At 66.6% G+C, this 21,547-nt stretch carries 21 protein-coding genes; 5 read left to right on the top strand and 16 right to left on the bottom strand.

What is annotated here, in order from left to right; translation table 11 throughout:
- The first annotated feature begins 40 nt into the window (after positions 1-40).
- The 3 genes from BM004_RS20900 to BM004_RS20890 are packed head-to-tail and all read left to right on the top strand — an operon-like array spanning position 41 to position 3,218.
- Positions 41-760: a Crp/Fnr family transcriptional regulator gene (locus BM004_RS20900; protein ID WP_093129917.1), complete on the top strand. Its 720-nt coding sequence runs from the start codon at positions 41-43 to the stop codon at positions 758-760.
- Between the two features lie 26 nt (positions 761-786).
- Positions 787-1,893 carry a phosphotransferase gene (locus BM004_RS20895; protein WP_093216298.1) on the top strand — a complete coding sequence of 369 codons (1,107 nt, stop codon included), beginning with the start codon at positions 787-789 and terminating at the stop codon, positions 1,891-1,893.
- Between the two features lie 53 nt (positions 1,894-1,946).
- Complete coding sequence (locus tag BM004_RS20890; RefSeq protein WP_093129915.1) at positions 1,947-3,218, top strand: acyl-CoA dehydrogenase family protein; 1,272 nt, start codon at positions 1,947-1,949, stop codon at positions 3,216-3,218.
- Between the two features lie 87 nt (positions 3,219-3,305).
- On the opposite strand, the gene BM004_RS20885 is transcribed toward BM004_RS20890, so the two are convergent.
- The 5 genes from BM004_RS20885 to BM004_RS20865 all read right to left on the bottom strand — a co-directional run bounded on the left by BM004_RS20885 (position 3,306) and on the right by BM004_RS20865 (position 8,866).
- Positions 3,306-3,791 (bottom strand): GNAT family N-acetyltransferase, encoded by a 486-nt coding sequence (locus tag BM004_RS20885; RefSeq protein ID WP_093216295.1) that lies wholly within the window; start codon positions 3,789-3,791, stop codon positions 3,306-3,308.
- Positions 3,788-5,125 (bottom strand): phosphoglucosamine mutase, encoded by a 1,338-nt coding sequence (gene glmM, locus BM004_RS20880; RefSeq protein WP_093129913.1) that lies wholly within the window; start codon positions 5,123-5,125, stop codon positions 3,788-3,790. Before glmM ends, BM004_RS20885 begins: the two co-directional genes overlap by 4 nt.
- The gene (gene folP / locus BM004_RS20875) at positions 5,122-5,937 is read right to left on the bottom strand and encodes a dihydropteroate synthase (protein WP_093216293.1); all 816 of its coding nucleotides are present in this window, start codon (positions 5,935-5,937) and stop codon (positions 5,122-5,124) included. Before folP ends, glmM begins: the two co-directional genes overlap by 4 nt.
- A 143-nt stretch (positions 5,938-6,080) precedes the next feature.
- Positions 6,081-7,997 carry an ATP-dependent zinc metalloprotease FtsH gene (gene ftsH / locus BM004_RS20870; RefSeq protein ID WP_093129911.1) on the bottom strand — a complete coding sequence of 639 codons (1,917 nt, stop codon included), beginning with the start codon at positions 7,995-7,997 and terminating at the stop codon, positions 6,081-6,083.
- Between the two features lie 200 nt (positions 7,998-8,197).
- On the bottom strand, positions 8,198-8,866 hold the full coding sequence (locus BM004_RS20865) for an RlmE family RNA methyltransferase (RefSeq protein ID WP_093129910.1): 669 nt from the start codon (positions 8,864-8,866) through the stop codon (positions 8,198-8,200).
- A 33-nt stretch (positions 8,867-8,899) separates the two neighbouring features.
- On the opposite strand from BM004_RS20865, the gene BM004_RS20860 reads away from it, so the two are divergent.
- Both BM004_RS20860 and BM004_RS20855 read left to right on the top strand, forming a co-directional pair.
- Complete coding sequence (locus tag BM004_RS20860; RefSeq protein WP_093129909.1) at positions 8,900-9,379, top strand: YhbY family RNA-binding protein; 480 nt, start codon at positions 8,900-8,902, stop codon at positions 9,377-9,379.
- A gap of 41 nt (positions 9,380-9,420) precedes the next feature.
- Positions 9,421-10,140 (top strand): glycosyltransferase, encoded by a 720-nt coding sequence (locus BM004_RS20855; protein ID WP_256219968.1) that lies wholly within the window; start codon positions 9,421-9,423, stop codon positions 10,138-10,140.
- Positions 10,141-10,193: 53 nt separating this feature from the next.
- Here the strand turns inward: BM004_RS20855 and BM004_RS20850 are convergent, their stop codons facing one another.
- From BM004_RS20850 to lpxD, 11 genes are all read right to left on the bottom strand, one after another.
- Positions 10,194-10,610, bottom strand: a complete 417-nt coding sequence (locus BM004_RS20850; protein WP_093216290.1) for a DUF4149 domain-containing protein — start codon at positions 10,608-10,610, stop codon at positions 10,194-10,196.
- A gap of 10 nt (positions 10,611-10,620) precedes the next feature.
- Entirely contained in the window at positions 10,621-11,097 is a 477-nt protein-coding gene (gene greA / locus BM004_RS20845) for a transcription elongation factor GreA (protein ID WP_093216287.1), read from the bottom strand.
- Between the two features lie 66 nt (positions 11,098-11,163).
- Positions 11,164-12,033: a Kdo hydroxylase KdoO gene (locus tag BM004_RS20840; RefSeq protein WP_093216284.1), complete on the bottom strand. Its 870-nt coding sequence runs from the start codon at positions 12,031-12,033 to the stop codon at positions 11,164-11,166.
- Positions 12,034-12,041: 8 nt separating this feature from the next.
- Positions 12,042-15,293: a carbamoyl-phosphate synthase large subunit gene (carB, locus tag BM004_RS20835; protein WP_093129905.1), complete on the bottom strand. Its 3,252-nt coding sequence runs from the start codon at positions 15,291-15,293 to the stop codon at positions 12,042-12,044.
- Entirely contained in the window at positions 15,286-16,479 is a 1,194-nt protein-coding gene (carA, locus tag BM004_RS20830; RefSeq protein WP_093129904.1) for a glutamine-hydrolyzing carbamoyl-phosphate synthase small subunit, read from the bottom strand. Before carA ends, carB begins: the two co-directional genes overlap by 8 nt.
- Positions 16,480-16,619: 140 nt before the next feature.
- Positions 16,620-17,405, bottom strand: a complete 786-nt coding sequence (locus BM004_RS20825) for a TrmH family RNA methyltransferase (protein WP_093216282.1) — start codon at positions 17,403-17,405, stop codon at positions 16,620-16,622.
- A gap of 7 nt (positions 17,406-17,412) precedes the next feature.
- Positions 17,413-18,135: a ribonuclease HII gene (gene rnhB, locus BM004_RS20820; RefSeq protein ID WP_093129902.1), complete on the bottom strand. Its 723-nt coding sequence runs from the start codon at positions 18,133-18,135 to the stop codon at positions 17,413-17,415.
- Positions 18,107-19,255: a lipid-A-disaccharide synthase gene (lpxB, locus tag BM004_RS20815; protein WP_093216377.1), complete on the bottom strand. Its 1,149-nt coding sequence runs from the start codon at positions 19,253-19,255 to the stop codon at positions 18,107-18,109. The genes rnhB and lpxB overlap by 29 nt, the downstream gene beginning before the upstream one ends.
- A 10-nt stretch (positions 19,256-19,265) precedes the next feature.
- On the bottom strand, positions 19,266-20,054 hold the full coding sequence (gene lpxA / locus BM004_RS20810; protein WP_093216279.1) for an acyl-ACP--UDP-N-acetylglucosamine O-acyltransferase: 789 nt from the start codon (positions 20,052-20,054) through the stop codon (positions 19,266-19,268).
- A gap of 23 nt (positions 20,055-20,077) precedes the next feature.
- On the bottom strand, positions 20,078-20,536 hold the full coding sequence (gene fabZ / locus BM004_RS20805) for a 3-hydroxyacyl-ACP dehydratase FabZ (RefSeq protein WP_007836981.1): 459 nt from the start codon (positions 20,534-20,536) through the stop codon (positions 20,078-20,080).
- 23 nt (positions 20,537-20,559) lie between these two features.
- On the bottom strand, positions 20,560-21,537 hold the full coding sequence (gene lpxD, locus BM004_RS20800) for a UDP-3-O-(3-hydroxymyristoyl)glucosamine N-acyltransferase (protein WP_093216277.1): 978 nt from the start codon (positions 21,535-21,537) through the stop codon (positions 20,560-20,562).
- Between the last annotated feature and the right edge of the window lie 10 nt (positions 21,538-21,547).

Here is a 21,547-nt window from a genome sequence, read left to right as displayed (position 1 = left end):
TGACACCCACCAGCTTTCCAGTCGCCGAGAGGACAGACCAATGGACGACCCCATTCTTACCATCGAAGAACGTGAAGCGATCAACAGTGGTCGCTGGTTTTCTTCCCTATCTCCATCGCTACGGCACGACATCCTCCGATGCGCCTTCGTCAAACGCTACAAGGACGGCGACCTGATCGCCGCCCGCGGCGACCCGCCCGAACATTGGATTGCCTGCGCCAAGGGCGCGGTGCGCGTGAGTTCGACGGCGGTGTCGGGCAAGCAGGTGACGCTGACCTACGTGGAGCCGGGCATCTGGTTCGGCGACGTGGCGATGTTCGACGGGGACCGGCGCACGCACGATGCCTATGCGCATGGCGACAGCACGATCCTGTGCGTGGCGCGCGCCGACTTCCAGAAGATCCTGACCGCGCACGTGGAGCTGTACGAAGCGCTGATGCGGCTGCAGGCGCGGCGCATCCGCACGCTGTTCGGCCTGGTGGAAGACCTCAACACCCTGCCCTTGCGCGCACGGCTGGCCAAGCAGCTCATTCACCTCGTGCGCAGCTACGGCGTGCCCAACCTGGACGACGGCAGCCAGATGCGCATCGGCCTGCAACTGGCGCAGGAAGAACTGGCGCAACTGCTGGGCGCATCGCGCCAGCGGGTCAACCAGGAGCTGAAGACGATGGAGCGCGAGGGCACCATCCGGATCGAGCCGGGCGGCCTCGTGGTGCTGGACCGCGCGGCGCTGATGCGCGTCTCCGAAGCTGAAGACTAGAACAACGAACAGACAAGACCACCGACATGAGCCAGGACTTCTCCAACTTCATCGGCACCCGTGCCGTCTCGCAACAGCACGCTTTCGACGTCGATGCGCTTGCAGCCTGGCTCGAGAAGAACCTCGAGGGGTTCAAGGGTCCGCTGACGGTGGAGATGTTCAAGGGCGGCCAGTCGAACCCGACCTACAAGCTCCTCACGCCCTCGCAGAGCTACGTGATGCGCGCCAAGCCGGGCCCGGTCGCCAAGCTGCTGCCCTCCGCGCATGCGGTGGAGCGCGAGTTCAAGGTGATGAGCGGCCTTGCCGGCACCGACGTGCCGGTGCCGCGCATGTACTGCCTGTGCGAGGACGAAGGCGTCATCGGCCGGGCCTTCTACGTCATGGAATTCATGCAGGGCCGCGTGCTGTGGGACCAGTCGCTGCCGGGCTTCAGCAACGCCGAACGCGCGGCCCACTACGACGAGATGAACCGCGTGATTGCCGCGCTGCACACGGTCGACTTCGCCGCCCGCGGCCTGGCCGACTACGGCAAGCCCGGCAACTACTTCGACCGCCAGATCGGCCGCTGGAGCAAGCAGTACAAGGCTTCGGCGGATGGCGCCGCCGAGCTTTCGCAGCCGATCGAGGCCATGGAGCGGCTGATCGACTGGCTGCCCGCGCACATGCCGGCGAGCGCACGCGACGAGAGCAAGGTGTCGATCGTGCACGGCGACTACCGCCTGGACAACGTGATGTTCCACGCCACCGAGCCGCGCATCATCGCTGTGCTCGACTGGGAGCTTTCCACGCTGGGCCACCCGCTGGCCGACTTCAGCTACCACTGCATGTCGTGGCACATGCCGCCCACCACCGGACGCGGCATTGGCGGCGTGGACCTGGTCTCACTGGGCATTCCGACCGAGAGCGAATACATCCGCCGCTATTGCGAACGCACCCGCATCAGCACGCCGGAAGCGCTGGCGCCCGACTGGAACTTCTACCAGGCCTACAACCTGTTCCGCATGGCCGCGATCCTGCAAGGCATTGCCAAGCGGGTCGAGGCTGGCACCGCATCGAGCGAACAAGCCGTGGCTTCGGCCCGCGGCGCCCGCCCCATGGCTGAAATGGCCTGGCAGTTCGCCCAGAAGGCGTAGCAGCCTTCTTTCAGCGCCTCCCCACTCACACAGGACCCACCAGGAGACACAAGATGGACTTCGAATACTCGGCCAAAACCAAAGACCTTCAGAAGCGCGTCCAGGCGTTCATGGACGACCACATCTATCCGGCCGAGGCCGAGTACCACGCCGAGCTGGCCGCCAACACGGTGGCGGGCAAGCGCTGGTCTGCGCTGAAGACGGTGGAAAAGCTCAAGGAAAAGGCCAAGGCCCAGGGCCTGTGGAACCTGTTCCTGCCGGTCGACAGCGCCTCGGCTTCCGGCTACGCCGGCGCGGGCCTGACCAACCAGGAATACGCGCCGCTGGCCGAAATCATGGGCGCAGTGCCATGGGCCAGCGAAGCCTTCAACTGCTCGGCGCCCGACACCGGCAACATGGAGACCATTGCGCGCTACGGCTCGGAAGAAATCAAGGCACGCTGGCTCAAGCCGCTGCTCGAAGGCCAGATCCGCTCGGCCTTCGCGATGACCGAACCCGAAGTGGCATCGAGCGACGCCACCAACATCTCGACGCGCATCGAACGCCAGGGCGACGAGTACGTCATCAACGGCCACAAGTGGTGGATCTCGGGCGCGGCCGATCCGCGCTGCGCCGTCTTCATCACCATGGGCAAGAGCGACCCCGAGGCGCCGCGCCACTCGCAGCAGAGCATGGTCATCGTGCCGGCCGATGCCAAGGGCATCCGCATCGTGCGCCCGCTGAACGTGATGGGCTACGACGACGCGCCGCACGGCCACGTCGAGATGTACTTCGAAAACGTGCGCGTGCCCGTCGACAACATCCTGCTGGGCGAAGGCCGCGGCTTCGAAATCGCCCAGGGCCGCCTTGGCCCGGGACGCATCCACCACTGCATGCGCCTGATCGGCCTGGCCGAGCGCGCGCTCGAGCTGATGTGCAAACGCGCCTCGTCGCGCGTGGCCTTCGGCAAGACCGTGGCGTCGCAGACCGTCACGCAGGAGCGCATCGCCGAAGCGCGTTGCAAGATCGACATGGCTCGCCTGCTCACGCTGAAGGCCGCCTGGCTGATGGACGTGGCCGGCAACAAGGTCGCCAAGAACGAGATCGCCATGATCAAGGTCGTCGCACCGTCGATGGCCTGCCAGGTGATCGACTGGGCCATGCAGGTCCACGGCGGCGGCGGCATGTGCGACGACTTCCCGCTGGCAGCCGCCTACGCCGGCGCGCGCACGCTGCGCTTCGCGGACGGTCCGGACGAAGTGCACCGCAACGCGATCGCCAAGTGGGAGCTGGGCAAGTACGCACCCAACAAGGCCGATGCGGAAATGCCCGTGACGCGCTTCTGACAGGTTTTTTTCTTCCCTCTCCTCCTGCGGGAGAGGGTCGAGAAACGAGGGCCGACGGCGTTCAGTGCGCCTCGGCCCTTTTTGCTTTCAGAGCTTCTTCTGCAGGAAGACGGCGTGGCCGAAAGCCGGGTCCAGCTGGTAACCCTCGAATCCCTCGCGCGCGTAGGTGCGCAACGCGGGCGCATTGCCCGACAGCACTTCCAGCGTGAGCTTGCAGGCGCCCCGCTTGCGTGCCTCCTGCTCGACCAGCGCGAACATCTTCTGCGCCACGCGCTGTCCGCGATGGCCGGCCAGCACCACCACGTCGTGCACGTTCACCAGCGGCTGGCAGGCGAAGGTCGAGAAGCCCTCGATGCAGTTGACGAGGCCCACGGCCTGTTCGCCGTCGTAGGCGAGCACGCTGAAGGCCTGCGGACGCGCCGCGAGCGCCGCGGGCAGGCCCTGGCGCACCGCGGCGTCCAGCGGCGTGCCGCCGCCGGCCGGATCGCTGGCATACGCATCGAGCAGCTCGACCAGCGCCGCGGCCTGCACCGCGTCGCGGTAGTCCACCAGGCGAACGTCGATCTGCGTCATTGCGCCGGCTGCAGCGTGGCCGCGAGGCGCTGGGCGCAGGACTCGGCCTGTGCGGCGTCACGCGCCTCGACCATCACGCGCACCAGCGGCTCGGTGCCGCTCGCACGGATCAGCACGCGGCCCGCGTCGCCGAGCTCGGCCTCGATGCGTTCGGTCTCGCTGGCCAGCGCCTTGTTGTCCTTCCAGTTCTGGTTGGGCGAAATGCGCACGTTGATCAGCGTCTGCGGGAACAGCGTGACGCCGTCGAGCAGCTGCGCCACCGTCTTGCCGCTGCGCACGCAGGCCTGCAGCACCTGCAGGGCGCTGACGATGCCGTCGCCGGTGGTGTGGCGGTCGAGCGCCAGCAGGTGGCCCGAGCCTTCGCCGCCCAGCAGCCAGCCGCGCTTGTCGAGCTCTTCGAGCACGTAGCGGTCGCCGACCTTGGCACGCACGAACTCGATGCCCTGCCCGCGCAGCGCCACCTCGATGGCCTTGTTGGTCATGAGCGTGCCGACCACGCCTGCGGGCTTCTCGCCGCGCGCAATGCGCTCGGCGACCATCAGGTAGAGCAGCTCGTCGCCGTTGAACAAGCGCCCGCTGGCATCGACCAGTTGCAGGCGGTCGGCGTCGCCGTCGAGCGCGATGCCGTAGTCGGCCTTCTGCGCCGTCACCGCGGCCACCAGCGCCTGCGGATGCGTCGCGCCGAAGCCCTTGTTGATGTTGAGGCCGTCCGGCGAGACGCCGATGCTGGTCACTTCCGCACCCAGTTCATGGAACACGTTGGGCGCCACCTGGTAGGCCGCGCCGTGCGCCGCGTCGACCACCAGCTTCATGTCGCGCAGCGTCAGGTCGTTGGCGAAGGTGCTCTTGCAGAACTCGATGTAGCGCCCGGGCGCGTCGTTGAGGCGGCGCGCCTTGCCGAGGTTGGCCGAATCCACCCACACCGGCGCCTCTTCGAGCGCGGCTTCGACGGCCAGCTCCCATGCGTCGTCGAGCTTGGTGCCCTGCGCGCTGAAGAACTTGATGCCGTTGTCGGGGTACGCGTTGTGGCTCGCGCTGATCACCACGCCGAGGCTGGCGCGCTGGGCGCGCGTGAGGTACGCGACGCCGGGCGTGGGCAGCGGGCCGAGCAGCACCACGTCGACGCCGGCCGAGTTGAAGCCCGACTCGAGCGCCGACTCGAGCATGTAGCCCGAGATGCGGGTGTCCTTGCCGATCAGCACCGTGGGACGGGACTGGCTTTTCTTGAGCACGCGGCCCACGGCGTGCGCGAGGCGCAGCACGAAATCGGGGGTGATGGGGGTCTGGCCGACGGTGCCGCGGATGCCGTCGGTACCGAAATATTTGCGGGTCATGGGTGTTGCTTCTGCTTGTTTGATTGTTCTGACTCTTGTTCCCTCATGGCGCGCCATACAGCGATGGCCGCCACTGTGTCGCGCACGTCGTGCACGCGCACCACGGCCGCGCCGCGGTCCACCGCCAGCACCGCCGCGGCGACGCTCGGCACGACGCGCTCGCCGGCCGTCTCGATGCCCGTGACCGCGCCGATCGACGACTTGCGCGACCAGCCCAGCAGCAACGGCAAGCCGCACGAAAGCAACTCGCGCTGGCGTGCCAGCAAGGCGAAATTCTGTGCCACGGTCTTGCCGAAACCCACGCCGGGGTCCAGCGTGATGCGCGACGGATCGACTCCCAGCGCGCGCAGAAGTTGCACCTGCGCGTCGAGGAAGCCCAACACCTCGGGGATCACGTCACCCGTCATCGGCAGCGCCTGCATGGTCTGCGGATCGCGGTGCATGTGCATCAGGCAGACGCCGCAGGAAGGGTGCGCCGCAACGGCTTCGCGCGCGCCCGGCTGGCGCAGCGCCCAGATGTCGTTGACGATGTCGGCGCCCAGGTCGAGCACCGCGCGCATCACCTCGGGCTTGTAGGTGTCGATGGAGATCGGCACGCCGAGCTTCACGGCTTCGCGCACCACGGGCACCACGCGGGCCAGTTCGGCGTCGAGCGGCACCGCGGGGCTGCCGGGGCGGGTCGATTCACCGCCGATGTCGAGGATGTCCGCGCCCTCTTTCAGCAGCTGCTCGCAGTGCTGCAGCGCGGTTTGGGTGGAGGCGTGGGCGCCGCCGTCCGAAAAGGAATCGGGCGTGACGTTGACGATGCCCATCACGCGCGGCTGCGCAAGGTCGATGCGAAAGCGTGAGGTCTGCCAGGCGCCCCCCCCTGCCCCCGCTGCTCCCGTTGTTCCTGCGAGCGCACCATCAAAAACGGGGCCAGAGGCCCCGTTGTGGTTTGACGCCAAGCTCTCGCTCACGCTGCGTTGGGAGCCGGGTCGGTGGACACGGCCGGCGTACCGCCGCTGCCGCCGCTGCCCGACGGCGGGATGCGGGGCGTCCAGTCTTTGGGCGGACGCGGTGCGCGGCCGGCCATGATGTCGTCGAGCTGCTCGGAGTCGATGGTTTCCCATTCGAGCAGCGCCTTCGCCATCGCGTGCATCTTGTCGCTGTTCGCTTCGATCAGGCCGCGCGCCAGGGCGTACTGCTCGTCGATGATGCGGCGCACTTCGCCGTCGACCTTTTCCATGGTCTGCTCGCTCATGTTCGTGGTCTTGGTGACCGAGCGGCCCAGGAACACCTCGCCTTCGTTCTCTGCGTAGACCATCGGGCCCAGCGCATCGGTCATGCCGTAGCGCGTGACCATGTCGCGGGCGATGGAGGTTGCACGCTCGAAGTCGTTGCTGGCGCCGGTGGTCATCTGATGCATGAACACTTCTTCGGCGATGCGGCCACCGAACAGCATGCTGATCTGGTTCAGCATGTACTCACGGTCGTAGCTGTAGCGGTCTTGCGCCGGCAGGCTCATGGTCACGCCCAGGGCACGGCCACGCGGAATGATCGTGACCTTGTGGACCGGATCGCACTTGGGCAGCAGCTTGCCGATGAGGGCGTGGCCGGACTCGTGGTAGGCCGTGTTGCGGCGTTCTTCCTCGGGCATGACCATGCTCTTGCGCTCGGGGCCCATGAAGATCTTGTCCTTGGCCTTCTCGAAGTCCTGCATCTCGACCACGCGCGCATTGCGGCGGGCGGCCATCAGGGCGGCTTCATTGCACAGGTTGGCCAGGTCGGCGCCGGACATGCCGGGCGTGCCGCGGGCGATGACGCTCGGGTTCACGTCCTGGCCCAGCGGGACCTTGCGCATGTGCACGCCGAGGATCTGTTCGCGGCCGCGGATGTCGGGCAGCGTCACGTAGACCTGACGGTCGAAACGGCCGGGGCGCAGCAGAGCGGCGTCCAGGATGTCCGGGCGGTTGGTGGCAGCCACCACGATCACGCCGAGGTTGGTTTCGAAACCGTCCATCTCGACCAGCATCTGGTTGAGCGTCTGTTCGCGTTCGTCGTTGCCGCCGCCGAGACCGGCGCCGCGCTGACGGCCCACCGCATCGATTTCGTCGATGAAGATGATGCAGGGCGCGTTCTTCTTGGCGTTCTCGAACATGTCGCGCACACGGGCAGCGCCCACGCCGACGAACATTTCAACGAAATCGGAGCCGGAGATCGAGAAGAAAGGCACCTTGGCCTCGCCGGCGATCGACTTGGCCAGCAGCGTCTTGCCGGTGCCGGGAGGGCCGACCAGCAGCAGGCCGCGCGGAATGCGGCCGCCGAGCTTCTGGAAGCGCTGCGGGTCCTTCAGGAAGTCGACGACTTCACGGACTTCTTCCTTGGCCTCGTCGCAGCCTGCGACGTCGGCAAAGGTGACCGTGTTGTTGTTCTCGTCCATCATGCGGGCCTTGCTTTTGCCGAAGCTGAACGCCCCGCCCTTGCCGCCGCCCTGCATCTGGCGCATGAAGTAGATCCACACGCCGATCAGCAGCAGCATCGGGCCCCAGCTGACCAGCAGCGTCATGAGGAGCGAGCCCTCTTCACGCGGCTTGACGTCGAACTTGACGTTGTGGTCGATCAGGTCGCCCACGAGGCCGCGGTCGAGCACCGTGGCGGTCGTGCGGATCTTGCGATCGTCGTTGGTGACGGCGATGATCTCGCCGCCGCCGGCGCCTTCAGGGATGACGGCGCTCTTGATTTGGTTGTTCCGGACCTGGTCCAGAAACTCGGAGTAGCTGACTGCTCCCGAGCCGACGCCACCGCGGGTGTCGAACTGCTTGAACACAGTGAACAACACCATCGCAATGACGAGCCATACGGCAACTTTGGAAAACCACTGATTGTTCAAACGAAGCTCCAGTCGAAAGCGCGTGACAGACGGATGAAAAAACGCGCTATGGGTACGCAATTGCGCCCCATTTTAGGCTTTTCAAGCTGCGAAAAGCTGGCATTTCCCTAATGCAGCCATAGGCTGACAGGGGTTTGCGCCCTGAGCGCACCCTTTGCGCACCTATTGCGCACCTCTTGCGCACCTTCTTTGGCAAGGTATCAAGGCGTATCCGAGGCCTTCAGGCCTATACCGACAAGGAAGGTCTCGGACGATTTGTCGCGCGACGCCTTGGGCTTGACGGGCTTCACGGTCCGGAAATTCGCCTTGAAAAGCTTCACCAGATCGTCGTAGCCGCTGCCGTGGAACAGCTTGGCCACCAGCGCGCCCTCGGGTTTCAGGTGGTTCTGGGCGAACTCGATTGCAAGCTCGATCAGGTGCGCCACCCGGGCGCCATCGGCCGAATGGATGCCCGACAGGTTGGGCGCCATGTCCGAAACCACCAGGTCGGCCTTGCGGCCGGCCAGCACACCCAGCAACTGTTGCAGAAGCGCATCTTCACGGAAATCGCCCTGCAGGAAGGTCACGCCCTCGATGGGCTCCATCTCCAGCATGTCCAGGGCGACGATCGTGCCGTTCAGCGCGCCGGCCGCCGCGCCGTCGGGCGACATGCGCCGGCGCAGGTACTGGCTCCAGGCGCCCGGCGTGGAGCCGAGGTCCACCACCAGCTGGCCGGGCTTGACCAGCCCGAACGACTCGTCGATTTCCTTCAGTTTGTAGGCTGCGCGCGCCCGATATCCCTCTCGCGTGGCGAGCTTCACGTAGGGGTCGTTGATATGGTCGTGAAGCCACGCTTTATTGACTTTTTTGCTTTTGGCTTTGGTGCTCATGAGGGTCTTCGTGTACGCGTCGATAATACGGGGATGCCCGCCATTCAACTTACCCCTGCCGAGCGCAAGGTGCACCGCGCCGAAGCTCACCACCTGGATCCGATCGTCATGGTCGGTGGAGACGGGCTCACCCCTGCCGTAAAGAAGGAAGCCGACGCGGCGCTCAAGGCCCATGGCCTGATCAAGGTCCGCGTTTTCTCCGACGACCGCCTTGCCCGCGACGCCATGCTGCGCGAGCTGGCCGATGAACTGGACGCCGCCCCGATCCAGCACATCGGCAAGCTGCTGGTGCTGTGGCGTCCGATTCCCGAAAAAGAGCGTGTGATCGACGAAGACCGCATGCCAGGCCCGCGCGACGTGAAGATCGTCAAGTACAGCAAGCGCGGCGGCCAGCGCCCCGAAATCAAGACGCTGCGCGTGCTCGGCAACCAGCGCCTCACCCCTGGCGGCACCATCAAGCGCGCCAAGGCCAAGCGGCCGCTGTCGGCCAAGAAGCGCAACCAGGCAGATTGAGCTTGGCGGCAGCGCAAGGCGCCCAGCGCCATATCCTCTGCATGAAATGGGGCACGAAATACGGCCCCGAATACGTCAACCGGCTCTACGCAATGGTCCGCCGCAATCTCCGCGGTGACTTCAAGTTCGTGTGCCTGACCGACGACGGCAATGGCATCCACCCCGAGGTGACGTGCCTGCCGATTCCACCGCTCAACCTGCACCTGGCCCCTGGCCAGCGTGACGGCGCCTGGAAGAAGCTCACCACCTTCGAGCAGGACCTGCACGGCCTGCGCGGCACCGCACTCTTCCTCGACCTCGACGTGGTCGTGGTGGGCAGCCTGGACGCCTTCTTCGAGCGGCCCGGCGAGTTCCTGATCATTCACGACTACGCCCGCCCCTGGCGGCGCGAGCGGATCACGGGCAATTCGTCGGTCTACCGCTTCGAGCTGGGTGCCCATGCCGACGTGCTGGCGTACTTCCGCGCCAACATGGAGAAGGTGCAGGCGGAATACCGCAACGAGCAGGCCTACCTGTCGGACGTGCTCCATAAGCAGGGCAAGCTGGCCTATTGGCCCGAAGCCTGGTGCCCGAGCTTCAAGTACCACGGCATCCCGACCTGGCCGACCAACTACTGGGAAGAGCCCTTCGTGCCCGAGGACGCCCGCATCATGGTGTTCCATGGCGAGTGCAACCCGCCGGACGCACTGGCGGGCCGGCGCAACCGCGCCTTCCGGTACATAAGGCCGGCGCGCTGGGTCGCCAAATACTGGAAAGAGTAGGAGCGCAGGCGGCGCAGCCATTGCGGCTGCCGCCTCTGCTGTTCAGCCGGTTTTCAGCCGGGCTTGCGGGCGCCCATGCGCCACAGCAGCACGCCCGCGCACACCCACTGCACCAGGTACATGCCGCTGCCCATGGCATGCCACAGCTTGAGGTTTTCGCGCGCCAGGATGCGCGGCGCCACGGCGTACTGCTGAAGCAGCGCCAGCAGCAGTGCGGCCAGGATCAGGAACATGGCCGTCATGGTCGGCCCATCCATGCGCTCGTCCGCCTTGGTCCTGAAATGGATCAGCAGGATCAGCCCGCAGCCGATCGCGATCCAGCTCTGCGCCTCGAACAACTGGCCGGCAAAGTTGCCTGCCACCGACGGGTTGCCGAGCCTGGCGAAGAGCATCGGCACCACCAGAAAGCCGATCGTGGTGAGGCTGCCCCACCAGAAGGCGGCCAGCATCAGCGCAATGCGGTCTTTCATTGCCGACGAATCACAGGTAGCGGACGCCCACGATCTCGTAGCGCTTCAGGCCGCCCGGGGCCTGCACTTCGGCGGTGTCGCCCTCTTCCTTGCCGATCAGCGCGCGCGCGATCGGGCTGGAGATGTTGATCAGGCCGAGCTTCAGGTCGGCTTCGTCCTCGCCGACGATCTGGTACTTCACGGCGTCGCCCGATTCTTCTTCCTCGAGCTCGACGGTCGAGCCGAACACCACCTTGCCGCCGGCATCGAGTTCGCTCGGATCGATGATCTGCGCGGCCGACAGCTTGCCTTCGACTTCCTGGATGCGGCCTTCGATGAAGCCCTGGCGGTCCTTGGCGACCTCGTATTCGGCGTTCTCGCTCAGGTCGCCCTGCGCGCGTGCTTCGGAAATTGCATTGATGACCCAGGGACGGTCCACCGTCTTGAGCTGATGCAGTTCGGCGCGCAGTTTTTCAGCGCCGCGCTTGGTGATCGGGATGGTGGCCATGTTGTTGGTTCTCCATAAAGCGAAACCGCCGAACGCTGCCGTTCGGCGGTCGAGTAAGGGACAGGATCAGACGAGTGTGCGTCCGGTCAGCCGGCTCAGGATGGCGAGCGGGCTCGAGTCGGGATTGTATTGCTTCGATGCAGCCAGATGAAGCGTCTGCTCGAGCATGTACTGGCCCGCCATCACGGCGTGCGAGGTCTGGTCGGAGAAGCACACCCACACCGAACCCGGCGGGAATTTGGCGGTCTCCTGCGGCGAGTTTTCCTGGTACGCCATGTCCGACTTCATGCCGTCGTGCAGCTGGAGCATCAGGTGGTCGTACTCGCTGCGGAACGACTTCGTCACACGCAAGGCGCGCAGCACCTTGGCCTGCCAGCGCACATACGGCTTGGCACGCGGCAGGAAGCGCCGGGCGATGTCCTCGAAAGGCTCGCCCACGCGCCACACGCGCGGTGCGCCTTCGGGGTTGACGTTGGTGAACACGCGCAGGATGCGTTCGCCGTAGTTGGGGCGCGACGGGAATGCGTCGACGTGCAGCCGGCGATCGTCCGCGCGCCACGACTGCACGCGCGTCTCGACCTGCGCCGGCCGGTAGCTGGTGGGGGCCAGCCGCAGGGCCGGCGTGTAGTGCGGCAGCAGCCCGTGAATGAGCTGCGTGGCCTGCGCCCGAAAGCGCCCCACCATCGCCGCCGCCATGCGTTGCACGGCCTCCTCGCCCACCGCGCCCTTGAGCTTGCCGGCGGCGTCGAGGCTGATGTTGCGCACGTCGGGCGACAGCAGGCCGGGCGTCAGCAGGCTGCGCTCTTCAGGCAGCAGCTCGAAGCCCAGGCGCGGAAAGTACAGCACCTTGCCCGCTTCGAGTTCTGCGATCCACGCCTCGTTGGGCGTGGCCGCGTTCCAGTCCGTCAGGCCCAGTTCGACGAGCTGCGTTTGCATGGCGACGCTCAGGCTGCCGCAGCCAGCTGCGCGTGCATCTCCTGCACCGAGATCACGCCCAACTCGTCCATGAAGCCCATGCCTTCGACGGCCGCTTCGGCGCCGAAGATCGTGGTGAACGTGGTCACGCGCGCCAGCAGCGCCGAGGTGCGGATCAGCCGCGAGTCGGTGATCGCGTTGCGGCGCTCTTCCACCGTGTTGATGACCAGCGCAATCTCGTTGTTCTTGATCATGTCCACGATGTGCGGGCGGCCTTCGGTCACCTTGTTCACCGTCGCGCACTCGATACCGGCCGCGCTGATGGCGGCCGCCGTGCCCTTGGTCGCCGTCAGCACGAAGCCGAGCTTGACCAGGCCACGCGCCACTTCCACCGCACGCGCCTTGTCGTTGTTCTTCACCGAGATGAAGACCTTGCCCGACTTCGGCAGCAGCGTGCCGGCGCCGATCTGCGACTTCACGAAAGCTTCGCCGAAGGTCTTGCCCACGCCCATCACTTCGCCGGTCGACTTCATCTCGGGGCCGAGGATGGTGTCCACGCCCGGGAACTTGACGAACGGGAACACGGCTTCCTTCACGCTGAAGTACGGCGGCGTGACTTCCTTCGTCACGCCCTGCGACGCCAGCGACTGGCCGGCCATGCAGCGTGCCGCCACCTTGGCGAGCTGGATGCCCGTGGCCTTGCTCACGTAAGGCACGGTGCGCGACGCACGCGGGTTCACTTCGAGCACGTAGATGACGTCCTTGCCGTCCTTCTGCTGGATGGCGAACTGCACGTTCATCAGGCCGACCACGTTCAGCGCCTTCGCCATGGCGGCGCTCTGGCGCTTCAGTTCGGCGATGGTGTCCGCGTTCAGGCTGTACGGCGGCAGCGAGCAGGCGGAGTCGCCTGAGTGCACGCCGGCTTGCTCGATGTGCTCCATCACGCCGCCGATCAGCGTGGCGCCTTCGCCGTCGCGGATGCAGTCGACGTCGCATTCGACGGCGTCGTTCAGGAAGCGGTCGAGCAGCACGGGCGAGTCGTTGCTCACCTTGACCGCTTCGCGCATGTAGCGCTCGAGGTCGCGTTGCTCGTGCACGATTTCCATCGCGCGGCCGCCGAGCACGTAGCTCGGGCGCACCACCAGCGGATAGCCCAGCGCCGCGGCCTTCTCGAGGGCCTCGGGTTCGGTGCGCGCGGTGGCGTTCGGCGGCTGGCGCAGGCCCAGCTCGTGCAGCAGCTTCTGGAAGCGCTCGCGGTCTTCGGCCGCATCGATCATGTCGGGCGAGGTGCCGATGATCGGCACGCCGTTGGCTTCGAGGTCGAGCGCGAGCTTCAAAGGCGTCTGGCCGCCGTACTGCACGATCACGCCGAGCGGCTTTTCCTTGTCGACGATCTCGAGCACGTCTTCCAGCGTCAGCGGCTCGAAGTACAGGCGGTCCGAGGTGTCGTAGTCGGTCGACACGGTCTCGGGGTTGCAGTTGACCATGATGGTCTCGTAGCCGTCTTCGCGCATGGCGAGCGCGGCGTGCACGCAGCAGTAGTCGAACTCGATGCCCTGGCCGATGCGGTTGGGACCGCCGCCGAGCACCATGATCTTCTTCTTGTCCGTCGGGTCGGCTTCGCACTCGTCCTCGTAGGTCGAGTACATGTAGGCCGTGTTGGTCGCGAACTCGGCCGCGCAGGTGTCCACGCGCTTGTAGACCGGGCGCACGCCCAGGGCGCGGCGCTTCTCGCGAATGGCCGTGTCGGTGGTCTTCAGCTGCTTGGCGAGGCGGCGGTCGGAGAAGCCCTTCTTCTTCAGCGCGAGCAGCGTGTCCTTGTCGATCTGGTCGAGCGACTTGGTTTCGAGTTCGAGCTCGATCTTCACGATCTCTTCGATCTGCACCAGGAACCACGGGTCGATCTTGGTCAGCGCGAACACTTCATCGACGCTCAGGCCCATGGCGAAGGCATCGCCCACGTACCAGATGCGCTCGGGACCGGGCTCGCCCAGTTCCTTCTCGAGCACTTCGCGGTCCTGCGTCTTCTCGTTCAGGCCGTCCACGCCCACCTCGAGGCCGCGCAGGGCCTTCTGGAACGATTCCTGGAAGGTGCGGCCCATGGCCATCACCTCGCCCACCGACTTCATCTGCGTCGTGAGGCGCGAGTCGGCCTGCGGGAATTTCTCGAACGCGAAACGCGGGATCTTGGTGACCACGTAGTCGATCGAGGGCTCGAACGACGCGGGCGTGGCGCCGCCCGTGATTTCGTTGCGCAGCTCGTCGAGCGTGTAGCCCACGGCCAGCTTGGCCGCGACCTTGGCGATCGGGAAACCCGTGGCCTTGGAGGCCAGCGCCGACGAACGCGACACGCGCGGGTTCATCTCGATGACGACCATGCGGCCGTCCTTCGGGTTGATGGAGAACTGCACGTTCGAGCCGCCGGTGTCCACGCCGATCTCGCGCAGCACGGCCAGCGAGGCGTTGCGCAGGATCTGGTATTCCTTGTCGGAGAGCGTCTGCGCGGGGGCCACGGTGATCGAGTCGCCGGTGTGCACGCCCATCGGGTCGAGGTTTTCGATCGAGCAGACGATGATGCAGTTGTCGGCCTTGTCGCGCACGACCTCCATCTCGTACTCTTTCCAGCCGAGCAGCGATTCTTCGATCAGCAGCTCGTTGGTGGGCGAGGCTTCGATGCCGCGCTTGCAGATGGTCTCGAATTCGTCGGGGTTGTAGGCGATGCCACCGCCGGTGCCGCCGAGCGTGAAGCTCGGGCGGATCACGGTCGGGAAGCCGAGCGTCTTCTGCACGGCCCAGGCTTCGTCCATGGTGTGCGCAATGCCCGAGCGCGCCGAACCGAGACCGATCTTGGTCATCGCGTCCTTGAACTTCAGGCGGTCTTCGGCCTTGTCGATGGCTTCGGGCGTGGCGCCGATGAGCTCAACCGGCTTGTTGGTCGAAGCGCCCGTGTACTTGTCGAGCACGCCGTTGCGCCACAGGTCGAGCGCGCAGTTCAGCGCGGTCTGGCCGCCCATGGTCGGCAGGATCGCGTCGGGGCGTTCCTTGGCGATGATCTTCTCGACCGTCTGCCAGGTGATGGGCTCGATGTAGGTGACGTCGGCCGTGGCCGGGTCGGTCATGATCGTCGCGGGGTTGCTGTTGATCAGGATGACCTTGTAGCCCTCTTCGCGCAGCGCCTTGCAGGCTTGCACGCCGGAGTAGTCGAACTCGCAGGCCTGGCCGATGATGATCGGGCCGGCGCCGATGATGAGGATCGATTTGAGGTCTGTGCGCTTAGGCATTCTTGCTCTCCGTCTTTTCCGTCTTGTGCTTTTCCATGAGTGCCGTGAAGCGATCGAACAGGTAGCCGATGTCGTGCGGGCCGGGCGAGGCTTCAGGGTGGCCCTGGAAGCAGAACGCGGGCTTGTCGGTGCGCGCCAGGCCCTGCAGCGTGTTGTCGAACAGGCTGATGTGGGTGGGACGCAGGGTGGCCGGCAGCGACTTCTCGTCGACCGCGAAGCCGTGGTTCTGGCTGGTGATGCTCACGCGGCCGTTGTCCAGGTCCTTCACCGGATGGTTCGCGCCGTGGTGGCCGAACTTCATCTTGAAGGTCTTGGCGCCCGAGGCCAGCGCCATGATCTGGTGGCCCAGGCAGATGCCGAAGGTGGGAATGCCGGTCTCGATCAGTTCCTTGACGGCGCTGATGGCGTAGTCGCAAGGCTCCGGGTCGCCGGGGCCGTTGGCCAGGAAGATGCCGTCGGGCTTGAGCTTGAGCACGTCGGCCGCGGGCGTCTGCGCGGGCACCACGGTGATGCGCGCGCCGCGCTGCGCGATCATGCGCAGGATGTTCTTCTTGACGCCGTAGTCGAACGCGACCACGTGAAACTTGGGCGTGATCTGCACGCCGTAGCCCGCGCCCAGCTTCCACTCGGTTTCGGTCCACTCGTAGGTCTGCGTGACCGACACCACCTTGGCGAGGTCGAGGCCGGCCATGCTCGGCGCGGCCTTGGCGGCGGCGATGGCCTTGTCGATCAGCGCCTGCGTCACGGCCTCGCCCGCGGCCAGGCCGAGGATGCAGCCGTTCTGCGCGCCGTGGGTGCGCAGGTGGCGCGTGAGCTTGCGGGTGTCGATGTTCGCAATGGCCACCGTGTTGCCGGACACGAGGTACTCGGTCAGCGTGGCGGTCTTGCGGAAGTTGGACGCGACGAGAGGCAGGTCCTTGATGATCAGGCCCGCGGCATGGATCTTGTCGGCTTCGATGTCTTCCCCGTTGACGCCGTAGTTGCCGATGTGCGGATACGTGAGCGTCACGATCTGCTGGCAGTAGCTGGGGTCGGTCAGGATTTCCTGGTAACCGGTCATCGCGGTGTTGAACACCACTTCACCGGTCGTGGAGCCGGCGGCTCCGATCGAGTTGCCTTGAAAGACCGTGCCGTCTGCGAGCGCCAGGATGGCGGGCGGGAAACTTCCCTTGAGAGACAAAAGCACTGGGTTCTCCGAATGGTTACGGTCGCCCGGAGCCCCAGGCGCGTTGCCTGCGGACTGCTGCTTAAGGGGATTTTGGCGTTGAAGGCGGCCGGGCGACGCTATTGCGAGTAAGCCCCCGATTGTAGCTCGGTCTGAGTGTGTTATCTGCCCTGCAGGGCTGCTCCGCTCGCGTGCAGGCAGATGGCGGCCGCGGCGGCCACGTTGAGCGACTCCTCGCCGCCCGGCTGCGCAATGCGGATATGGTGCGTGGCGCGGGCCTCGAGCGCCGCCGACACGCCCTGCCCCTCGTGGCCCATGAGCCAGGCGCAGGGATGCGGCAAGTCGGCCTTGTGGAGCCAGTCGCCGCGGTGCGAACTGGTGGCGACCAGCGGGACCCGCAGCGCGTCGAGCGCCTCGGCGTCCACGCCCTCGATCAGCCGCAGGCCGAAATGGGCGCCCATGCCGGCGCGCAGCACCTTCGGCGCCCACAGCGCGGCCGTGCCCTTGAGCGCGATCACCTGGGTGAAGCCGAAGGCGGCGGCGCTGCGCAGGATGGAGCCTGCGTTGCCGGCGTCCTGCAGGCGGTCGAGCACGACGCTGGGCGCGTCGGGAATGAGTTCGGGGCGGGCCGGCAGGTCGAGCACGAAACCCATCGGCGCGGGCGACTCGAGCCCGCTGGCGCCGCGCAGCAGGTCGTCGCTCACGACTACTGTTTTGATAGCGCCATGCGACCATTCGACGGGCGCATTGGGCCAAAAAGACTCTGAAAACACGGCAATGGCCGGCTTCACGCCGCGTGCCAGTGCCGCGCGGCACAGGTGGTCGCCCTCGAGCCAGATGCGGCCCAGCTTGCGGTAGGCGCCCGGGTCTTGCGCGAGCTTGCGCAGGTCCTTGAGCAGCGGGTTGTCGCGCGAGCTGATATGGCTCGCGCCGGTGTCGGAGGTCATCGGGGGTTCAGGGCGCCGTGCGCAGGTCGAGGCGCACCGGCTCGGCAATGCCGATCACCATGGCCGGTTGCGCCGCATCCGCCGGCAGCACCACGCTCAGCGTGCCGCCCGTGCGCGCGAGCGCCGCGGCCACGGGGCTGAAAGACCTGCGGTGGTGCACGCAGGCACCGTGGCGCTGCAGCGCCTCCAAGTGCTCGGGCGTGCCGTAGCCCTTGTGGCCGGCGAAGCCGTAGTGCGGAAACTCGTTGTGCAGCTGTTCGCAGAGCCGGTCGCGGTGCACTTTCGCCAGGATCGACGCGGCGGAAATCGCCTTGACGCGCGCGTCGCCCTTGACGATGGCCTCGGCCAGAACGTCGAGCGTAGGCAGGCGGTTGCCGTCGACCAGCACCTTCACCGGCTTCAGGCGCAGCCCCTCGACCGCGCGCCGCATGGCGATCATGGTGGCCTGCAGGATGTTGTGGGTGTCGATTTCTTCGACGGTGGCCTGTGCAATGGAGCAGCACAGCGCCTTGGCCAGGATCTGGTCGTGCAGGCGTTCGCGCTGCAGCGCCGTGAGCGTCTTGGAGTCGGCCAGGCCGCGGATCGGCCGCAGGTCGTCCAGGATCACCGCGGCGGCCACCACGGGGCCGGCCAGCGGACCGCGGCCCGCCTCGTCGACGCCCGCCATCAAGCCTGGAGCGTCCCACACCAGCGGGGCCTGTTCAGCCTTCAAGAACTTTCTGGATCGCATCGGCGCAAAGTGTCGGCGTATCGCGCTGCAATTGCACATGCAGCTCTGAAAATCTTTGTTGCAGCGCCTGCGTCTTCTCGGGCGCGTCGAGCCAGGCCAGCGTGGCCTGGGCCACCGCCTCGGGCGTGGCGGCTTCCTGCAGCAGTTCGGGCACCACGAAGTCACGGCACAGGATGTTGGGCAGGCCCACCCACGGCTGCAGCTGCTTGCGCTGCATGAGGCGCCACGACAGCGCGTTCATGTTGTAGGCGATGACCATCGGCCGCTTGAACAGCGCCGCCTCGAGCGTGGCGGTGCCGCTGGCGATCAGCGTGGCGTCGCAGGCGGCCAGCGCGGCGTGCGACTGGCCGTCCAGCAGCTTCACGCGGCCGGTCATGCCGCTGGCCTGCAGCAGGCCTTCGACCTCGGCACGCAGGCCCGGCAGGATGGGCGCCACGAACTGCACGCCGGGGCGCTGCTTGTGCATCAGCGCGGCAGCGGCGAAGAAACGGGCGGCCAGGTAGCGCACTTCGGAGCGGCGGCTGCCAGGCAGCAGGGCCACGACCTGCGCATCGGGCGCCAGGCCGATGGCGGCGCGGGCGCCAGCGCGGTCGGGCGTCATAGGGATCACGTTGGCCAGCGGATGGCCCACGTAGCTGCCCGCCACGCCGTGCTCGGCCAGCAAGGCCGGCTCGAACGGGAAGATGCACAGCACATGGTCGGCGGCGGCGCGGACCTTCTCAATGCGTTCGGGGCGCCAGGCCCAGATCGACGGGCAGATGAAATGCACCGTCTTCATGCCCCGGCTGCGCAGGCCGGCTTCGAGGTCGAGATTGAAATCGGGGGCGTCCACGCCGATGAACAGTTCGGCCCATTCGCGCAGCAGCCGCGCCTTCAGCTGGCGGCGGATGCCGGCGATCTCGGCGTAGTGCCGCAGCACCTCGACGTAGCCGCGCACCGCCAGCTTTTCCTGCGGCCACCAGCTCTGGAAGCCGTGGGCCAGCATGCGGGGACCGCCGATGCCGACGGTTTCGAGGCCAGGCCAGCGGGCTTGCAGTCCGTCGAGCAGCAGGCCGGCGAGCAGGTCGCCGGACGCTTCGCCCGCGACCAGCGCGAAACGCCGCTGTCCGTCCTTCTGCATCGCCGTCACGTCAGCGCGCGATGCCGCGCGTCGAGCTGGCGAGGAAGGCTTCCATCAGCGCGACGTCGCCGGATGCTTCCGGCATCTCGGCCGCCAGCGCTGCGATGCCGGTTCGCGCCTCGTCGAGCGTCTTGTTCTGGCGGTACAGCAGGCGGTGCATCTGCTTCACGGCCGCGAGCCGCTGTGAGGAGAAGTCACGGCGGCGCAGGCCGACGATGTTGAAGCCGCGCACCGCGAGCGGGTTGCCGTCGACCAGCATGAAGGGCGGCACGTCCTGCGTGACCGCGCTGGCAAAGCCGACCATGGCGTGCGCGCCGACCGACACGAACTGGTGGATGCCCGTGAGCCCACCCACCGTGACCCAGTCGGCCAGGTGCACGTGCCCGGCCAGCGTGGTGTTGTTGGCCAGCGTGGTGTGGTTGTCGACCTGGCAGTCGTGCGCGATGTGCGTGTACGCCATGATCCAGTTGTCGTTGCCCACGCGCGTCACGCCCCCTGCCCCCGGCACGCCGAGGTTGAAGGTGCAGAACTCGCGGATCACGTTGCGGTCGCCGATGACGAGCTCGGTCGGCTCGCCGGCGTATTTCTTGTCCTGAGGCACGGCGCCGAGCGACGAGAACTGGAAGATCCGATTGTCGCGGCCGATGGTCGTGCGTCCCTCGATCACGCAGTGCGCGCCGATGGTGGTGCCCGCGCCCACACGCACGTGCGGGCCGATCACGGTATAGGGGCCGACCGACACCGAGGCGTCGAGTTCGGCCTGGGGATCGATGACGGCTGTCGAATGAACCTGGGTCATGCCTTGTGGTGACTGCAGCCGGATCAGTTGATCTGGCGCATGGCGCACATCAGCGTCGCCTCGCAGGCGAGTTCACTGCCAACCAGGGCTCGGCCCTTGAATTTCGAGATGCCCGCTTTCATGCGTTCGATCTCGACTTCGAGCGTCAACTGGTCGCCGGGTTCCACGGGCCGCTTGAAACGCGCGCCGTCGATGGCCGCGAAGTAGTAGACCGTGTTGTCGTCCGGCACGATGTCCAGCGAGTGGAACGACAGCAGCGCGGCCGCCTGCGCCATGGCTTCGAGCATCAGCACGCCCGGCATCACCGGACGGTGCGGGAAGTGGCCGTTGAAGAACGGCTCGTTCATGGTCACGTTCTTCAGCGCCGTGATGCGCTTGCCCTTTTCCATGTCCAGCACGCGGTCCACCAGCAGGAACGGGTAGCGGTGCGGCAGCAGCTTGAGGATTTGGTGGATATCGAGCGCAATCGCTGGCTTGGTCATGATGTTCTGTTCCTGCATCGTCGTCATTTTTTCGAGGGAGCCTTCTCCAGCGCCTTCAGTCGTTCGCGCAGGCTGTGCAACTGCTTGAGCGTTGCCGCATTTTTTTCCCAGCTCGCATTGTCATCGATGGGAAACATGCCGGTGTATTGGCCGGCCTTGTGGATCGAACGGGTAACCACCGTGGCGGCGGACACGTGCACGCCGTCGGCCACGCTCAGGTGGCCCAGCACGATGGCGCCGCCGCCGAAGGTGCAGTTGGCGCCGATGACGGCACTGCCGGCCACGCCGACGCACCCCGCCATGGCGGTGTTCTTGCCGACGCGCACGTTGTGGCCGATCTGGATCAGGTTGTCGAGCTTCACGCCGTCTTCGATGACGGTGTCGTCGAGCGCGCCGCGGTCGATGCAGGTGTTGGCGCCGATCTCCACGTCGTTGCCGATGCGCACCGCGCCCAGCTGCTCGATCTTGACCCACTGCCCCTGGTGCAGCGCCAGGCCGAAGCCGTCCGCGCCGATGACCACGCCGGGATGCAGCAGGCAACGCTCGCCGATCGTGCAGTCTTCGCTGACGGTCACGCGCGACTTCAGCACGGTGCCCGCGCCGATGCGCGCGCCCCGCTCCACCACGCACAACGCGCCGATGCGCGCCGTCGGGTCGACCTGCGCGTCGGCGTGGATCACCGCGCTGGGATGCACCAGGTCGGCCTCCGGACGCGCGTGATGCGCCTTCCAGAGCTGCGTCAGGCGGGCAAAGTAGAAGTAGGGGTCGGGCGTGACGATGTACGCGCCACGCGCCGCGGCCGCCTCGCTCATGGCGGGCGACACGATGACACAGGCGGCCTTGGAGGCCGCCAGTTCCTGCTGGTATTTGGGATGGCTCAGGAAACTGAGCGCATCGGGCTGTGCACTCTGTAGCGGCGCAAGCCGCTCGATGGACAGCGCCGCATCGCCATGAAGCTCGCCCCCAAGGGCGTCAACGATGGCTCCGAGCTGCAATGACACGCCGGCTCCC

This window comes from Variovorax sp. OK212, assembly GCF_900112425.1.
Classification (GTDB): Bacteria; Pseudomonadota; Gammaproteobacteria; order Burkholderiales; family Burkholderiaceae_C; genus Variovorax.
The sequence above is the reverse complement of the archived record's forward strand: the minus strand, read 5'-3'. Positions and strand labels throughout refer to the sequence as shown.

Excerpts from the sequence above, each read along its gene's own strand:
- BM004_RS20900 (WP_093129917.1), top strand. The coding sequence starts at position 41 with ATGGACGACCCCATTCTTACCATCGAAGAACGTGAAGCGATCAACAGT.
- BM004_RS20895 (WP_093216298.1), top strand. The coding sequence starts at position 787 with ATGAGCCAGGACTTCTCCAACTTCATCGGCACCCGTGCCGTCTCGCAA.
- BM004_RS20890 (WP_093129915.1), top strand. The coding sequence starts at position 1,947 with ATGGACTTCGAATACTCGGCCAAAACCAAAGACCTTCAGAAGCGCGTC.
- BM004_RS20885 (WP_093216295.1), bottom strand. The coding sequence starts at position 3,791 with ATGACGCAGATCGACGTTCGCCTGGTGGACTACCGCGACGCGGTGCAG.
- glmM (WP_093129913.1), bottom strand. The coding sequence starts at position 5,125 with ATGACCCGCAAATATTTCGGTACCGACGGCATCCGCGGCACCGTCGGC.
- folP (WP_093216293.1), bottom strand. The coding sequence starts at position 5,937 with ATGGGCATCGTCAACGTCACGCCCGATTCCTTTTCGGACGGCGGCGCC.
- BM004_RS20865 (WP_093129910.1), bottom strand. The coding sequence starts at position 8,866 with ATGAGCACCAAAGCCAAAAGCAAAAAAGTCAATAAAGCGTGGCTTCAC.
- BM004_RS20860 (WP_093129909.1), top strand. The coding sequence starts at position 8,900 with ATGCCCGCCATTCAACTTACCCCTGCCGAGCGCAAGGTGCACCGCGCC.
- BM004_RS20855 (WP_256219968.1), top strand. The coding sequence starts at position 9,421 with ATGAAATGGGGCACGAAATACGGCCCCGAATACGTCAACCGGCTCTAC.
- BM004_RS20850 (WP_093216290.1), bottom strand. The coding sequence starts at position 10,610 with ATGAAAGACCGCATTGCGCTGATGCTGGCCGCCTTCTGGTGGGGCAGC.
- greA (WP_093216287.1), bottom strand. The coding sequence starts at position 11,097 with ATGGCCACCATCCCGATCACCAAGCGCGGCGCTGAAAAACTGCGCGCC.
- BM004_RS20840 (WP_093216284.1), bottom strand. The coding sequence starts at position 12,033 with ATGCAAACGCAGCTCGTCGAACTGGGCCTGACGGACTGGAACGCGGCC.
- carB (WP_093129905.1), bottom strand. The coding sequence starts at position 15,293 with ATGCCTAAGCGCACAGACCTCAAATCGATCCTCATCATCGGCGCCGGC.
- BM004_RS20825 (WP_093216282.1), bottom strand. The coding sequence starts at position 17,405 with ATGACCTCCGACACCGGCGCGAGCCATATCAGCTCGCGCGACAACCCG.
- rnhB (WP_093129902.1), bottom strand. The coding sequence starts at position 18,135 with ATGCGATCCAGAAAGTTCTTGAAGGCTGAACAGGCCCCGCTGGTGTGG.
- lpxB (WP_093216377.1), bottom strand. The coding sequence starts at position 19,255 with ATGCAGAAGGACGGACAGCGGCGTTTCGCGCTGGTCGCGGGCGAAGCG.
- lpxA (WP_093216279.1), bottom strand. The coding sequence starts at position 20,054 with ATGACCCAGGTTCATTCGACAGCCGTCATCGATCCCCAGGCCGAACTC.
- fabZ (WP_007836981.1), bottom strand. The coding sequence starts at position 20,536 with ATGACCAAGCCAGCGATTGCGCTCGATATCCACCAAATCCTCAAGCTG.